The organism is Chitinophaga sp. NPDC101104 (assembly GCF_050277495.1).
Classification (GTDB): Bacteria; Bacteroidota; Bacteroidia; order Chitinophagales; family Chitinophagaceae; genus Chitinophaga.
The window spans coordinates 834507-850461 of record NZ_JBNNSF010000001.1; the positions used below are offsets into that span (position 1 = coordinate 834507).

A 15955-nucleotide genomic window follows, 5' to 3' on the forward strand; every position below is an offset into this window, starting at 1 on the left:
GGTCAGCCGGGGATTTTTTTTGGGAGGGATGCTGGTTGGGCGTGGGATGGGATATTTCGATTTGTGGAGAGGTTGCGGTGGATGGAGTAGGGAATGGATGGGCTGATGGGAGTTGCTGGTTTTGGGTATGGGACGTGTTGATTCTATTTGTGGGGAGGTTGTGTTGGATGGAGCGGAAATGGATGGTTGAAGGGTGGGGTGGAATAACAAGGGTTTCAATCTTGGTGATACGGGTTCGAATAAAAAATCCCCGGTCCGTCGGACCGGGGATTTGCATATGTACCTTAGCGATATTATCTGTTAAAGTCGCGTTCTTCGCCGCTGTTACCTTTGTCACGGTCGTACCCGCCGCGATCGCCGCCTCTGTCGAAGCCGCCACGGTCGCCACCGCGATCATAGCCGCCACGGTCTCCGCCGCCGGAATATCCACCGCGATCACCGCCGCGATCGTATCCGCCGCCGCGGTCATATCCGCCACGGTCGCCTCCGCGATCATAACCGCCACGGTCTCCGCCGCCGCCGTAACCACCGCGGTCTCCGCGATCGTATCCGCCGCCGCCACCGCCGCGATCATAGCCGCCGCCGCGATTGCCGCCGTAACCGCCGCCACCGCCACGGTTTCCACCGCCGCCATAGCCGCCGCCACCACGATTACCGCCGCCGTAGCCACCACCGCCGCGGTTGCCGCCGCCGCCGAAACGACCGCCGCCACCGCCGCCGAAGCGGCCACCGCCTCCGCCGAAGCCACCGGGCCGGGGAGTTTTCTTCTCGATGCCCCAGAGATATCCTTCCTTGAAACGGATGATACCGCGAGGGTCGGTGCTGAACTTGCCCCATGCGAAACCGGAGCCCACCTCGCTGAAGCGCAGATCGCCCACCATATAGTAATGGGGAAGGCGGCGCGCGAAGTCAGACAGTTCGGGGTCGTCGGAATAGCTGGCATCGTCGCGGCCGATCAGCCCGTCTTCCCGGTTCCAGATGTCGTTCACGACGATCTCGTGTACCAGGCCGATGTTCGATTTGCGCGGGTCTTTACCGTATTCGTGCAGTTGTTCGAGGAAACCCGTGAGGGAATCCGCCTGCTTCACGATCACAGCGGGAGAATTGCCAACGTAGAACACGCTGCCCCAGTCGCCCTCGGCATCCACGTCCACCACCCAGCTGTTGCCGTAGCCGTCGCCGGCGATACGGATAGAGCGGGGGATGAGGTTGGGGATCTCGAATTCATTTACCGCATCGAAAGTAATGGCGTCCAGGCCGTAAAAGAGGAAACCGCTGGAAAAGGCCAGGAGTTCCCTGATCTCGTCCGGGATATAATTGGTGCGCAATTGATTGCCGATGTCGTCAATTTCGTCTTCGGAAAGCCCGGGGAACAATTCTACCGAGTATTCCTCTTTCTGTTGCGTATAATACTGCTCGTCCAGCATTTTACGCAGCTGTTCAAGTGGCGTCATTTTTTGAATTTATATATAATTATGCTCTAATCATTTCAATATGGGGGATATTATCCTCCAAATACGTACCACTACGCTGTACGAACCCCAAAGATTCATAAAATTTCTGTAAATATTGCTGTGCACTGATCTTAATAGCGATATTTCCCCATTTCTCCTGCACCGCAGCGATCGAAACGTTCATCAGCTCCCGCCCGAAACCAAGATTTCTCGCAAACGAAGCTGTGACCACCCGGCCTATGGAAGCCACGTCAAACTTGATGCCGGGCGCAAATATCCGGGTATAGGCTGCCAATCCGGCATCCGTGCTCCCCATAACGTGGAAAGCCCGCTGGTCGTAGTTGTCGGCATCCTGGTAGGCACAGTTCTGCTCCACCACGAACACTTCGTTCCGCAGCCGCAGCACCTGGTACAATTCTTCGTTGCTAAGCTCGCCGAACGACTTGATTTCCCACCTTATATCCATTATTATACCCTTTTTTGATAATTTTTCACGTTTGGGGGTTTGATTTCAGGGATAGAGTGCCGAAATTGGCCCCCGGAAACCATACAGCCTTTTTGAACATGAGCAGCCATTCTCTCCCATTCCTGTCGATGGACCATATCACGGTCCGTAACCAGCAGTTCACCCTTCTGAAGGAATTCACCTGGCATGTGAACACCGGTGAGCACTGGGCGATAGTTGGCAGGAGCGGGGCCGGTAAGACCAGCCTCCTTCACACAATTATCGGCAAAAATAATGTGATCGGCGGGAGTATCCGACATTATTTTTATGAACGTTACCGCGAGGCCCACCCCATCGATGACCCCTACTTCAATTATCGCCGCCTCGTAGCCATGGTAGGGCGTCACAACGATTTCAGGAACAAATCCAACATGCCGGATTTTTATTACCAGCAGCGTTTCAACTCGATGGACGCCGAAGACGCGCCTACGGTCGACGAATACCTCGAAAACCGCTCGGAAGACCCGCTGCTGGCCCCGCTCAGCATCGGTCCCCTCCGCCATAAAGCGCTCATCAAGCTTTCCAACGGCGAAACCCGCCGGGTCATGATCGCCCGGGCGCTCTTGCGCCAGCCGGCGCTCCTCCTCCTCGATAATCCCTTCATCGGCCTCGACGTGGCCGCCCGCCAGGCCTTCCATGGCATCGTAGACCACCTGGCCGCGTCGGGCGTGGCCGTGGTGCTCGTCACCACCCCGCAGGAAATCCCTGCCGCCATCACCCACGTCCTCGAACTTGAGGGTGGCCGCATCGCCGGCTCCTGGACACGTTCCGAATTCCTGGCGCAATACCGACCGGAAGCGCCGGAAGCTGCCGCAACCGCCATGGACGCGGGGCTCGTGGCATCCCTCACCGAATCCGCCCCGAAATACGATTTCACCTCCATCGTGCAAATGGAAAACATTCATGTGAAATACGGCGAAAACGTAATCCTCGACGGCATCGACTGGCACGTCCGCTCCGGCGAGAAATGGGCGCTCCTGGGGCCGAACGGCTCGGGGAAAAGCACGCTCCTCAGCCTCATCACGGCCGATAACCCACAGTCGTACGCCAACCGCATCGTACTGTTCGACCGTAAAAGAGGCAGCGGGGAAAGCATCTGGGACATCAAGCGGAAGATCGGTTTCGTATCCCCCGAACTGCACCAGTATTTCAAATCCGACGCCACCTGCCTGCAGGTGGCCGCTTCCGGGTTCTACGACACCATCGGCTACATGCGCCCCGCCACGCCGGAGCAACTGGAAACCGCCGGGAAATGGCTGCAGGTGCTGGAATGCCGGAATTATACCGGCGAATTGTTCAAGAACGTGCCCGCCGGCATCCAGCGGCTCGTGCTGCTGGCACGCGCCCTCGTGAAAAATCCGCCGTTGCTCATCTTCGACGAGCCTACACAGGGCCTGGACGACCATCAGCGAAATCACTTCAAAAAAATCATAGAAATGCTCTGCGAACATATGAACGTGACCATGATTTACGTTACGCATTATGAAGAAGAGCTGCCCGCGCCCGTAAACCGCTTTTTGCGCATCCGCAGCGGGAAAATGATATAAATCCGATACCTTTAGACCGTCCAAAAACCTCCTACACTATGCATCCGACCAAACGGCTACTGCCCCTGGCCTGTCTGTTAACCGTATTTGCCGCAGCGTTATTCCTGGCAGGATGCGGAACGAAAGCAAAAGAAGTGGACCCCGCTTTCGCCCGCTACATCGACGCCTACACGTCCGGCATCATTTCCAAACAAAGCGCCATCCGCATCCAGCTGGCCGGAGACGTGAATGTGACCCACGCCGTCAACGAACCGGTTGAGGAAGACGTATTCTCGTTCTCCCCCTCCATCTCAGGGAAAGCTTTCTGGGTAGACGCCACCACGCTGGAATTCAGGCCAGACAAGAACCTCGAGCCAGGAAAACGCTACACCGGCAAGTTCAGGCTCGGTAAAGTGATGACCGTTCCCTCGCAGTTCAAAGTCTTCGAATTCGGGTTCGAGGTCATCAAGCCTTCTTTCGAAGTAGAGCTCCTGGGCCTTAAAACCGCCGGCAACAGCCGCGAGAAAATGCAGTACACCGGCGTGGTGCGGACTTCCGACGCGGAAGACGTGCAGGCCGTGGAAAAACTCGTGACCGTCCAATACGAAGGCGAGAAAACCACCATGAGCTGGCAGCACGACGTCGCCAACCGCACCTATCGCTTCACCATCGGCAACATCACCCGGAAATCCGTAGCGGCCAAACTCCACATCCTGTGGGACGGGACGCCCATCAAATCCGACGTGAAAGACAGCCGTGAAGTGGAAGTGCCGGCTATCGGGGATTTTAAGGTGCTCGACATCCAGCCCCGCTACGAGCCCGAAGAACATGTGCTCGTCCAGTTCTCCTGCCCGCTCCTGCCCACACAGGCGCTGGAAGGCCTCATCACCATCAGCGGACAATCCGACCTGAAATATACCGTCGAAGGCAGTGAAGTGAAAGTTTTCGCGCCGGGGCGCCTGGAAGGGAATTACACCGTGGTCGTGAACGAAGGCGTGCTGAGCGCGTTCGAAGACCGCCTCAATAAAACCTTTACCGGCAGCGTGAATTTCGAGAACAGAATGCCTTCCGTTTCCATCCCCGGAAAAGGCGTGATCATGCCGCAAAGCGGGAAACTGGTCATGCCGTTCGAAGCCGTGGGATTGAACGCCGTAGATGTGACGGTACTGAAAATATACGAAAGCAACATCCCCCAATACCTCCAGCGCAATACCCTCAACGGGGATAACGAACTGCGCCGCGTGGCGGCTCCCGTGGTGGAAAAAACCATCCGCCTCGACACCGACAAATCCCTCAACCTCCGCCATCGCAACCGTTTTAACCTCGATCTGGAACAAATCATCAAAGCCGAACCGGGCGCTATTTACCGTGTGCGGATCGGGTTCCGGAAAGCATATGCCTTGTACTCCTGCAAGGGGGACGATGAAGCGGCGGATGAAGACGGCGAAGAAAGCGAGCGCGAATATTACGGGGAAGACGGGATCGACGAAGACGACGCGTTCTGGCGCCGGTACGACGATTATTATCCCTACGGTTACAGCTGGGACGATCGCGACAATCCCTGCCGCAACAGTTACTACCATTACGAACGCTGGGCCTCGCGCAATATCATCGCTTCCAACATCGGTATCATCGCCAAGCGCGGGAACGATAACAGCATGGTGGTGGCGGTAACGGATATCCGTGATGCGAAACCCATGTCTGGCGTGGATATCAGCCTGCTGGACTATCAAAACCAGGTAGTGTTCACCACGAAGAGCGACGGCGACGGCTTCGCGAAGTTCGAACTGAAGAAAAAGCCCTACCTCCTTGTCGCCAAACGCGAAAACGAGCGCGGCTACCTGAAACTGGACGACGGTTCCTCGCTGCCGCTGAGCCGCTTCGACGTAAAAGGCGAGCAGGTGCAGCACGGGATGAAAGGGTTTTTGTATGGGGAAAGAGGGGTTTGGAGACCGGGGGATTCCCTGTTCCTGACCTTCCTCCTGGAAGACAAAGACAACAAACTTCCCGAAAACCACCCGGTAACGCTGGAGCTGTACAACCCGAAAGGGCAACTGTACAAGCGCATCAATCAGCATATTTCCCTCAACGGGTTCTATAATTTCAACACCCTCACCGATGCCGACGCCCCCACGGGAAGCTGGCTCGCCAAGGTGAAAGTAGGCGGCGCGGAATTCAGGCGCAACATCCGCATCGAAACGGTGAAGCCCAACCGCCTCAAGGTAAAACTCGATTTCGGGGGGCAGGAATCGCTGGTGAAAGACCATCAGCCCAAAGGTACCCTCACCGCGGCATGGCTCTTCGGCGCGCCGGCGCAAAGCCTCAAAGCCAAGGTGGACGTGTCGCTCACCTCATCGCGCACCACGTTCCCGAAGCTCGACGGTTACCATTTCGATGACCCCACCGAATCCTTCTCCACCGAAAACAAAACCATTTTCGAATCAAGCCTCAACGAGGAAGGCTCCGCGCCGGTATCTGCCAGCATCCCCGTCGGGGAACGCGCGCCCGGCGTGCTGAAAGCCAATTTCGAAGTGAAAGTGTTCGAGCCAGGCGGCGATTTCAGCATCGACCATTTCTCCATGCCTTATCATGTGTTCGACTCGTATGTGGGCGTTAGTGCGCCGACGGGGAATAGCCTCACCGGCATGCTCGTCACCGATAAAACACATTCCGTCAGCATCGTGAACGTAGACGCCGGCGGCCGGCTCATCGGCGGCAGCAGGAAAGTGGAAGTGCAACTCTATAAAATCCGCTGGCGCTGGTGGTGGGACGAAAGCGACGACGATATCAGCAATTTCACCAACGACAACTATAACCAACTCATTTCCACCGACCAGGTTACGCTCCAGAACGGCAAGGGCAGCTGGAACCTCCTGGTGCGGCAGCCCAGCTGGGGCCGGTACCTCATCCGCGTGAAAGACCTCGAAAGCGGGCACATCACAGGTCAATCGGTGTATATCGACTGGCCGAATTTCGAAGAACGGATGCAGAAGGAGAACCCCACGGAAGCTTCCATGCTCGTATTCACCGCCAGCAAAACGAAATACAGCGTAGGTGAAGATGTGACGATCACCATCCCCAGCAGCGAAGGCGGCCGCGGACTGATCAGCATCGAATCGGGCAGTAAAGTGCTCAAGACCGACTGGATCAGCACCGAAAAAGGGCAGACCGTCTATAAATTCAAGGCCGAGCCGAACATGGCGCCGAATATTTATGTGAACGTAAGCCTGTTGCAGCCGCATGCGCAAACCGTGAACGACCTGCCCATCCGCATGTACGGAACGATTCCCGTGCTGGTGGAAGATCCGAACACGATCCTCAAACCGCAGATTTCCATGCCGGCAACATTGCGCCCTGAGTCTGCCGCGTCCATTTCCGTATCCGAAGCCGGCGGCAAGCCCATGACGTATACGATAGCCATCGTGGACGAAGGCCTGCTCGACCTCACCCGCTTCAAAACCCCCGACGCGCACGGCGTATTCTATTCCCGCGAAGCCCTGGGCGTGAAAACCTGGGATTTGTTCGATTATGTGATCGGCGCATGGGGCGGCGACCTGGAAAGGATCCTGAGCATCGGTGGCGACGAAGGCCTCAACCGCGGCGCCAGCCAGGCCAAGGCCAACCGGTTCAAGCCCGTCGTGAAATTCATGGGGCCGTTTTATCTGAAGAAAGGGGAGAAGCAAACGCATAATTTCCAGCTGCCGCCGTACATCGGCTCGGTAAAAGCCATGGTGGTGGCAGGGCAGGATGGTGCGTACGGCAGTGCCGAAAAAGTAGCCGCCGTGAAGAAGCCCCTCATGCTGCTGGCCACCGCGCCGCGCGTGCTGGGCCCCGGCGAAACGATCCAGCTGCCGGTGACCGTCTTCGGGCTGGAACCGCATGTGAAGCAGGCCAGCGTGTCCCTCACTTCCAACCCGTATTTCGAAGTGGTGGGCGAAGCCACCAAAATCCTCAGCTTCCCGAAACCCGGTGAGCAACTGGTATATTTCGACGTGAAGATCCGCAACCTCGTGGGCATCGGTAAATTCAAGGTAGTAGCCACCAGCGGCAAGGAAAGGGCGGAAGAAAACGTGGAGCTGGATGTGCGCAATCCCAATCCGTTCATGACCAACGTGATCGAGAAAACGCTGGAGCCCGGCGGCAGCTGGAGCGCGCCGTTCTCGCCGGTGGGCATGGCCGGCACCAATACCGGTGTGCTGGAAGTGTCTACCATCCCCGCGCTCAACCTCGAAAAACGATTGAAATTCCTCATCCAGTATCCGCACGGCTGCGTGGAGCAAACCACTTCCGGCGTGTTCCCGCAATTATCGCTTGGCACCATCATGGATTTGAGCGACAAGCAGAAAGCGGAGGTGGACCGTAATATCAAAGCCGGCATCAACCGGTTGAAAGGTTTCCAGACTACGGACGGCGGATTGTCTTACTGGCCGGGCTCGGGTAATGCAGACGAATGGGGCACCAACTACGCCGGCCATTTCATGCTCGAAGCGCAGGAGAAAGGGTACACGCTGCCCCCGGGATTCCTGGACGCATGGCGGAAGTACCAGCGCAACAAAGCCATCAGCTGGGCGCCGAGCTCTTACAACTTCGCCGGTGGCGACCTCGTGCAAGCGTACCGCCTGTACCTGCTGGCGCTTTCCCGCACGCCGGAACTGGGCGCCATGAACCGTCTCCGCGAATTCCAATACCTCTCGGCCCCCGCCAAATGGCGGCTCGCCGCGGCGTATAAACTCGCCGGCCAGGCGGAAGTCGCCAATTCGCTGGTGCGCGGCCTGCCCATAACGGTGCCGCCCTACACGCAGCTGGGCGGGACTTTCGGTTCCGATCTGCGCGATAAAGCCATGATCCTCGAAACATTGACCATCCTCGGCCAGCGCAATACCGCACTGGGCCTGTTGAAAGAAGTAGCCGCCGAACTGGGGAAAGAACAATGGTACAGCACGCAAACCACTGCATACTCCCTCATCGCCGTGGCCAAATACTGCGGAACGAACAAAGGCAGCAAGATGAGCTTCTCTTATAACCTGAACGGTACGGGCGGGAACGTTAATTCGGAATCCTACCTGTCACAATTGCCGGTGGCGTTTAAGGGAACGAACAGCGTAACGCTACAGAACAAAGGCCAGAACGTGCTCTACGCGCGCCTCATCCTTCGCGGACAACCGGAATCCGGGCAAAACCCTTATGCCGAAAACCAGCCGGATGTAATGTCGATGAGCGTGGATTATAACACCCGCACCGGCAAACCGGTGAACATAGACCAGATGAAACAGGGGACTGACTTTGTGGCCACCGTCACGGTCCGCAACCCCGGCAAGCGCGGTTTCTACGAGCAACTGGCGCTGACGCAGGTGTTCCCCTCGGGTTGGGAGATCATCAATACCCGGTTGATGGGCAACGACAGCACGCTGCGCATGTCGCCCTACACTTACCGCGATATCCGCGACGACCGGGTGTTTACCTATTTCAACCTGGAAGAAGGAAAAACCGTCACTTACCAGGTGCTGCTGAACGCGGCGTACCTCGGGCGGTATTATCTGCCGGCCACGAGCACCGAAGCGATGTACGATAATACGATACACGCATTTGTGCCGGGCAAGTGGGTAGAAGTAGTGAAATAATTTTCTAAACGATATAACAAGGCCGGCGCGGGAAACAGCGCCGGCCTTTCTTTCCTTATGTGGACGCGACTGAAGGCCTGGGCATACCGGAGAAGATGGCGGTTATCGATAGCGGCGCTGCTGCTGGCAGGATATTATTTCCTGCTGCCGCGGCAATTGTTTACTGCGCCTACTTCCTTCGTGATCGAAGACGAAAAGGGCGATCTGATGAGCGCTGCCATCGCCAAAGACGGGCAGTGGCGGTTCCCGGCTGATAAATCCGTGCCGGAGAAATTCGCCAAATGTATCGTGGCGTATGAAGACAAAAGGTTTTACTGGCATTGGGGGATCGATCCCGGTGCTACGTTCCGTGCGTTGAAACAGAACGTGGGCGGCGGGAAAGTAGTGAGCGGGGCGAGCACCATCACCATGCAGGTGATCCGCCTGTACCGCAACAAGCCGCGCACCATCTGGCAGAAGCTCGTGGAAATGGCGATGGCCACACGGCTGGAGTTCCGGTATTCGAAAAAAGCCATTTTGGGATTGTATGCCGGCAATGCGCCATTCGGCGGAAACGTGGTAGGATTGGAAGCGGCGTCGTGGCGGTATTACGGGCGCAAGCCAGATCAGTTGTCGTGGGCCGAAACGGCCACCCTTGCGGTGTTGCCGAATAGCCCGGCGTTGATCCACCCGGGCAGGAACCGCCAGCGGCTTATGGAGAAGCGGAACGCGCTGCTGCAAAGGCTTTGGCGAAACGGTACCATCGACAGTACGACCTGTGCGCTGGCCTGTGTGGAGCCCCTTCCCGACAAGCCCCATCCATTGCCTGAGCTTACGCCGCACCTGCTGAGCCGCTTCCGCCAGGAGTACCGCCTGAAGGGCGAAACCGGCAGCACGCGGCTGAAAACCACCATCTCCGGCGACCTCCAGCAAAACGTCATAGACATCGTGAACCGGCACCACCTCCAGCTGAAAGCCAACGGCATCAACAACGCCGCCGCCCTCGTGCTCGACGTCGAAACCGGCCACGCCCTCGCATATGTCGGCAACGTCTACCATCCCGAAGATCCCGAACTGGAAGCGTACGTAGACATCATCCAGGCGCCGCGCAGCCCCGGCAGCACCCTCAAGCCGCTGCTCTATGCCGGCATGCTCAACGATGGCCTCATGCTGCCCAATACGCTGCTGCCCGACGTGCCCACGCACATCGCCGGATATACGCCTCAGAACTTCGACCAGCATTTCGACGGCGGCGTTCCCGCATCCCGCGCCCTGGCGCGCTCGCTCAACATTCCCGCCGTCAAAACTTTACAGCAATACCGCAGCGACCGCTTCCTCAACCTCATGCGGCAACTCGGTATCACCACCATGCGCAAGCCCGCAACGCACTACGGCTTGTCGATGATCCTCGGCGGCGGGGAAACCACGCTCTGGGAACTGGCCGGCGTGTACGCCAGCATGGCCCGCACGCTGCTGCACCAGGACCATTACAGCGGTAAATACGATCAGGACGACTATCATCCGCCCATGTACCGCGCCACCGACGGAAAGCCGGGCCGCTTCGGCCTTACGCGATTCGGCCTGCTCGACGCGGGCGCTATCTGGTATACGTTCAATGCCATGGAAGAAGTGATGCGCCCGGGCGAAGAAATGCTCTGGCAGGCGTTCGAATCGTCGAAGCGGATTGCGTGGAAAACTGGCACCAGCTTCGGTTTCAGGGATGGATGGGCGATCGGCGTTACGCCGCAGTTCGTGGTGGCGGTGTGGACGGGCAATGCCGACGGTGAAGGCCGCCCGGGATTGACGGGCGTTTCCGCCGCGGCACCATTGATGTTCGATATTTTCAGGTTATTGCCGAACACCGCGCCGTTCCCCGTGCCGGCAGACCATCTCAAAACCATCGCCGTGTGCCGGCAAAGCGGGTACCGGGCCGGAGAATACTGCACCGAGCGCGATTCGCTGCCCGTGCCGCAGGCGGGGCTTCGATCTGCTGTATGTCCCTTCCATCAACTCATCCACCTCGACGCAACGGGCAAATTCCGCGTTACGGCCGATTGCGAGCAGCCAGACCGGATGCAGCACAAACCCTGGTTCGTATTGCCGCCCGCCATGGAATATTTCTATCGCGCCACGCACGCCTACGAGCCCCTTCCGCCATATCTCCCCGGCTGCGCCGTCGAAGACCAGGCCCGCGCGATGGAGCTCATCTATCCCCGGCCCCACGCGCGGATTTACGTGCCCGTGGAGATCGACGGCTCGCTGGGCGAAACCGTGTTCAAAGCCACGCACCGCAATCCCAGCGCCAGGATCTTCTGGCACCTCGACCAGGAATTCGTCGGTGAAACAAAGGATTTCCACCAGCTGTCGTTCCGCCCGAAAGCGGGCAAGCACATGCTGACGATCGTAGATGAGGAAGGGGAGCAGATCCGGTTAGACTTCGAGATTCTCGACAAGTCGAAGGATCAGTAATTGTATTTTTCTTTCCACAAAGCTTTCAGGTAGCGGCGGAGCTCGTCTTCCCGCGCGTTCCTGCCCGGGTCGTAGAACCGCGTGCCGGCTATGGCGTCGGGCAGGTATTCCTGTTCGGAAAAGTTATTGTCGAAGTCGTGGGAATATCGGTAGCCTTTGCCGTAGCCGTGCTGCTTCATGAGTTTGGTGGGCGCGTTGCGGATGTGCAGGGGAACGGGAAGGTCGCCCGTTTGGCCCACCACACTTTGCGCCGCGCCGATGGCCATGTAGGAGGCGTTGCTTTTGGGGGAGGAAGCCAGGTAAGTGGCGCATTGCGACAGGATGATCCGCGATTCCGGGTTGCCGATCATGGCCACGGCCTGGAAGCAACTGGTGGCGAGCAAAAGCGCGTTGGGATTGGCGTTGCCGATGTCTTCCGAAGCGAGAATTACCAGTCTTCGGGCGATGAATTTGATGTCTTCCCCGCCTGCAAGCATCCGCGCGAGCCAGTACACGGCGCCGTTGGGATCGCTGCCGCGGATGGATTTGATGAAGGCGGAAATGATGTCGTAATGCTGTTCGCCCGACTTATCGTAAATGGCCACGCGCTGCTGCGCGATGTCCATCACTTTTTCGTTGTTGATGACGATGGGCGATTCTTCCTGCAGAGTGTCTACCACCAGCTCGAAGAGGTTGAGCAGCTTGCGGGCGTCGCCTCCGGAGATATTGAAGAGCGCTTCGGTTTCCTGCAGGTCGATCGTTTTGGAGGCGAGCCAGGCGTCTTTTTCCATGGCGATGCGGAGGAGTTTACTGAGCTCTTCCGGGCCGAGGGGTTTGAGCACATACACCTGGCTGCGCGAAAGCAAGGCCGCATTCACTTCGAACGACGGGTTTTCGGTAGTGGCACCGATGAGCGTGATGATCCCCTTTTCCACGGCGCCGAGCAGGGCATCCTGCTGCGATTTGTTGAACCGGTGGATTTCGTCGATAAACAATACCGCATGGCGGCTTTTGGCGAGGTCGATCACCTCGCGGATGTCTTTGACGCCCGACGAAATGGCGCTTAGCGTATAAAAAGGGACCTGCAGCGTATGCGCGATGATATTGGCGATGGTGGTTTTGCCCACGCCCGGAGGTCCCCACAGGATCATCGAGGGAATCTTTCCGGCGGCGATCGCTTTCCGGAGAATGCTGCCTTCGCCGGTCAGGTGGTCCTGGCCTACGAGGTCGTCCAGCGTTTCAGGACGGAGTCTTTCTGCCAATGGTGCGCGCATGGTTCTTTTTGATTATACGTCGAAGAAATGTTCGTTGTTCTCGGCCTGCTCGCGGTCTTTCTTCCATTTATTGAGGAAAAAGCTGGACAGCACGCAGTTGATGATAATGGCGGCTGCGTGGATGCCGAAAAGGAAGTTCATAAGAATTACAAACATCCGGGCAACATCCATTTTAGTATATCCGGTTTCTTTAGATGGTTCCTGAATTTTAAAAAACTGAACTACCTCATTAAACGTGAGGAAGTTGAGCCGGACAAGCAAGTTGACAATAAAGATGCCATATATAAATGCTAATATACTAAGCAGTATCAGTTGAATGGAAATGCCAGGATAAGCCAGTGATCCGGGTGATTTTAACATTCGTTGAAGCTGGAGGCATTTAATGTTATGCATAATAATTGTGACGAATATCAACATGTAAGTCAGTACCGGGAACATCACACCCGGGTTGCCCATTACCATGCCTACTAGTCCTGCAAGCAACAAAACCAAAGTCAATAGCCCGAGCGAAATCAGGTTGCCCCAGGTCAAAAACCGAAATAGTCCGAACAGAAGATTCATCCCTTTGCACTTTTTTTAGTCTATGCAAACCTACGAATTTACCTTTTAACACAAACGGCGCGCCGTAAGTGCCGAATCTTCGATAAATTTATCCATCTAAACCTGCAAGCATATGCTATTTATCAACACCTCCGCCAGGCGGATGACGGCCGGGATCCTCCTGGCCCTGTCGGCCGCGGGGCCCGTTGCCGCCCAGAAAGTGCCGGCATTCGATAATTCTTCCATCGACCGAAATATCAAACCCTGCCACGATTTCGACGGCTTCGTCAACAACGGCTGGAAGAAAAACAATCCCATCCCCGGCACCGAGAGCCGCTGGGGCGCCGGTGGTATCCTCGATAAGGAAAACAAGGAAGTCCGCCTCAAAGGCATCATCCAGTCCATCGCCGGCCGCACCGGCCTGGCCAAAGGAACGGAAGAACAACAGATCGCCGATTATTACGCCTCCTTCCTCGACACCGCCACCATCGAAAAACGCGGCATCACACCGCTCGCCAAATGGATCGGCAAGATCAACAACATCAAAACGCTGGCCGATTGGGCCACCGTTGTGGGCGAGCTCCAGAACATGGGCGTGAGCACCTGGGCCGGGTTCAGCGTGGACGCCGATATGAAAGACAGTAAAGTGAACGCGGTGTACGGCGGGCAAGACGGCCTCAGCCTCGGCGAGCGCTCCTATTACGAACGTACCGATGAAAGTACCCAGAACGTCCGCAAGGAATTCGTGGGCCACGTCAACAAAATGTTCGCCCTCGCGGGTTTCCCGGAAAAAGACCCCGGGCAGACGATCCTCGCTTTCGAAACGAAACTCGCCCTGCTGCAGCTCACCAACGTGCAGCTCCGCGACCCGGTGAAAACCTATAACAAGATCGCTTTCCAGGAACTCAATACCCTCGCGCCGGAATTCGACTGGGGCGGGTTTACGAACGTTCAGCAGATCAGGACGGACACCATCGTGCTGCAGAACAAGGAATACATCACCAACGGCGCCAAACTCCTGAAATCCACGCCGCTGGCCACTCTCAAAACCTGGACGAAGTTTCAGCTGCTGAGCGCTTTCGCCGGATATCTGCCGAAGAAATTCGATGACGAGAATTTCCGCTTCTTCGCCACGGTGATGACCGGCCGTAAAATGCAGCGCCCCCGCGTCGACCGCGCCATCCGCTCCACCGACGGTGTGCTGGGAATGCCGCTGGGCAAGCTTTTTGCGAAACAGTATTTCCCCGAGTCCAGCAAACAGAAAGTGTCCGAGATGATCGAGAACGTGCGCACCGTGTATGGCGAACGCATCGACCAGCTCACCTGGATGAGCCCGGAAACCAAGCTGATGGCCCACAAAAAACTGAAAGCCTTCACCTATAAGATCGGCTATCCCGACAACTGGAAAGATTATTCCTCGATCGATATCCAGCGCGGCAAACTGGTGGAAAACATCATCAATGCCACGCAGTTCAAGCACGACGAAACGATCAAAAAGATCGGCAGGCCGGTGGATAAATCCGAGTGGCTCATGACGCCGCAAACCGTGAACGCTTACTACAACCCGCTGAACAACGAAGTGGTGTTCCCCGCGGGCATCCTGCAGCCGCCGTTCTTCAACCCCGATGCAGACGATGCCATCAACTACGGCGGCATCATCGCCGTGATCGGCCACGAATTCACGCATGGTTTCGACGACCAGGGATCGCAGTTCGATGCAGACGGCAATTTGCAGAACTGGTGGACGGAAGCCGACCGTAAGAATTTCGACGGACTGGCGAAACGTTACATCGATTACTTCGGCAAACTGGAAGCTTTGCCAGGCTTCAAAATCAATGGTGAGCTGACGATCGGCGAAAACATCGCTGACCTTGGCGGGCTCACGCTGGCTTATTATGCGCTGAAAAAATCTTTCGAAGGGAAAGCAGAGCCCGCACCCATCGATGGTTTTAGCTGGCAGCAACGCTTCTTCCTCGGCTGGGCGCAGGTTTGGCACATGAACATCACCGATGCCGCACTGCGCAACCAGATACAGACCGATCCGCATAGCCCGGCGAAGTTCCGTGTGAACGGGCCGATGCCGCACCTGGCGGAATTCCAGGACGCCTGGAAATGCAGCGAAGGCGATGCAATGACGTTGCCTCCCGCACAGCGTGTCGTAATTTGGTAATCAGGATAAACGTACAACATACATCAACGGCCAGGATCGATCCCTGGCCGTTTTTTTATGGTATTTTGATGATGATTACGCATTTGAAGAATAATTATGTCAAAATATTGATAGATATCCCATAAGTGAGGTCAAACAGTTACCCGGGCGTGCGTAGTTCTACGTTCCGGATTTTCGGTATTAATACGCTTTCCTGACTTTCCGGAATTCGTGACATTTGTGATGGAATTCATTGGTCTGTAGCCCATTTTGCCAAGACCATCGGCCTGTCCACCGTTGTAACCCCAATCCCCCTGGAGGCCGGTGCAGGTTACCGTACTACCTGTGCCGGCGCCAACGGTCTTAACCCTTTCCCATTTTATTTATTGTTAATCGCTTTCGAGAGTATGTTCCCGACCGAGGGGAACGTTTTTCCCGGCGCGCAAATACTATCAGTAA

8 protein-coding genes are annotated in these 15955 nt (G+C 56.7%); 4 read left to right on the forward strand and 4 right to left on the reverse strand.

Going from position 1 to position 15955, the window contains the following annotated elements; genetic code table 11:
* Positions 1-293: 293 nt before the first annotated feature.
* Both ACQKLP_RS03580 and ACQKLP_RS03585 read right to left on the reverse strand, forming a co-directional pair.
* Positions 294-1454 carry an SMI1/KNR4 family protein gene (locus tag ACQKLP_RS03580; protein WP_427320128.1) on the reverse strand — a complete coding sequence of 387 codons (1161 nt, stop codon included), beginning with the start codon at positions 1452-1454 and terminating at the stop codon, positions 294-296.
* A gap of 19 nt (positions 1455-1473) precedes the next feature.
* Positions 1474-1920 (reverse strand): GNAT family N-acetyltransferase, encoded by a 447-nt coding sequence (locus ACQKLP_RS03585; protein WP_427320130.1) that lies wholly within the window; start codon positions 1918-1920, stop codon positions 1474-1476.
* 98 nt (positions 1921-2018) lie between these two features.
* Here ACQKLP_RS03585 and ACQKLP_RS03590 point away from each other — a divergent pair, with 98 nt between their 5' ends.
* The 3 genes from ACQKLP_RS03590 to pbpC are packed head-to-tail and all read left to right on the forward strand — an operon-like array spanning position 2019 to position 11554.
* The gene (locus ACQKLP_RS03590; protein WP_427320132.1) at positions 2019-3506 is read left to right on the forward strand and encodes an ATP-binding cassette domain-containing protein; all 1488 of its coding nucleotides are present in this window, start codon (positions 2019-2021) and stop codon (positions 3504-3506) included.
* Between the two features lie 38 nt (positions 3507-3544).
* A complete protein-coding gene (locus tag ACQKLP_RS03595; RefSeq protein WP_427320134.1) occupies positions 3545-9106 on the forward strand; it encodes an alpha-2-macroglobulin family protein in 5562 nt (1853 codons plus the stop codon).
* Between the two features lie 57 nt (positions 9107-9163).
* Positions 9164-11554, forward strand: coding sequence for a penicillin-binding protein 1C (gene pbpC, locus ACQKLP_RS03600; protein ID WP_427320136.1), 2391 nt, complete (start codon positions 9164-9166; stop codon positions 11552-11554).
* Here pbpC and ACQKLP_RS03605 read toward each other — a convergent pair.
* Together ACQKLP_RS03605 and ACQKLP_RS03610 are read right to left on the reverse strand one after the other, a co-directional pair.
* Entirely contained in the window at positions 11548-12807 is a 1260-nt protein-coding gene (locus tag ACQKLP_RS03605) for a replication-associated recombination protein A (protein WP_427320138.1), read from the reverse strand. The genes pbpC and ACQKLP_RS03605 overlap by 7 nt on opposite strands.
* Positions 12808-12819: 12 nt before the next feature.
* The gene (locus ACQKLP_RS03610; protein WP_427320140.1) at positions 12820-12948 is read right to left on the reverse strand and encodes a hypothetical protein; all 129 of its coding nucleotides are present in this window, start codon (positions 12946-12948) and stop codon (positions 12820-12822) included.
* 532 nt (positions 12949-13480) lie between these two features.
* Here ACQKLP_RS03610 and ACQKLP_RS03615 point away from each other — a divergent pair.
* Entirely contained in the window at positions 13481-15517 is a 2037-nt protein-coding gene (locus ACQKLP_RS03615) for a M13 family metallopeptidase (RefSeq protein WP_427320142.1), read from the forward strand.
* Positions 15518-15955: the final 438 nt, after the last annotated feature.

What these genes read in the sequence shown, in the direction of transcription:
- ACQKLP_RS03580 (WP_427320128.1), bottom strand. Translation starts at nt 1,454, where the DNA reads ATGACGCCACTTGAACAGCTGCGTAAAATGCTGGACGAGCAGTATTAT.
- ACQKLP_RS03585 (WP_427320130.1), bottom strand. Translation starts at nt 1,920, where the DNA reads ATGGATATAAGGTGGGAAATCAAGTCGTTCGGCGAGCTTAGCAACGAA.
- pbpC (WP_427320136.1), top strand. Translation starts at nt 9,164, where the DNA reads ATGTGGACGCGACTGAAGGCCTGGGCATACCGGAGAAGATGGCGGTTA.
- ACQKLP_RS03605 (WP_427320138.1), bottom strand. Translation starts at nt 12,807, where the DNA reads ATGCGCGCACCATTGGCAGAAAGACTCCGTCCTGAAACGCTGGACGAC.
- ACQKLP_RS03610 (WP_427320140.1), bottom strand. Translation starts at nt 12,948, where the DNA reads ATGAACTTCCTTTTCGGCATCCACGCAGCCGCCATTATCATCAACTGC.
- ACQKLP_RS03590 (WP_427320132.1), top strand. Translation starts at nt 2,019, where the DNA reads ATGAGCAGCCATTCTCTCCCATTCCTGTCGATGGACCATATCACGGTC.
- ACQKLP_RS03615 (WP_427320142.1), top strand. Translation starts at nt 13,481, where the DNA reads ATGCTATTTATCAACACCTCCGCCAGGCGGATGACGGCCGGGATCCTC.
- ACQKLP_RS03595 (WP_427320134.1), top strand. Translation starts at nt 3,545, where the DNA reads ATGCATCCGACCAAACGGCTACTGCCCCTGGCCTGTCTGTTAACCGTA.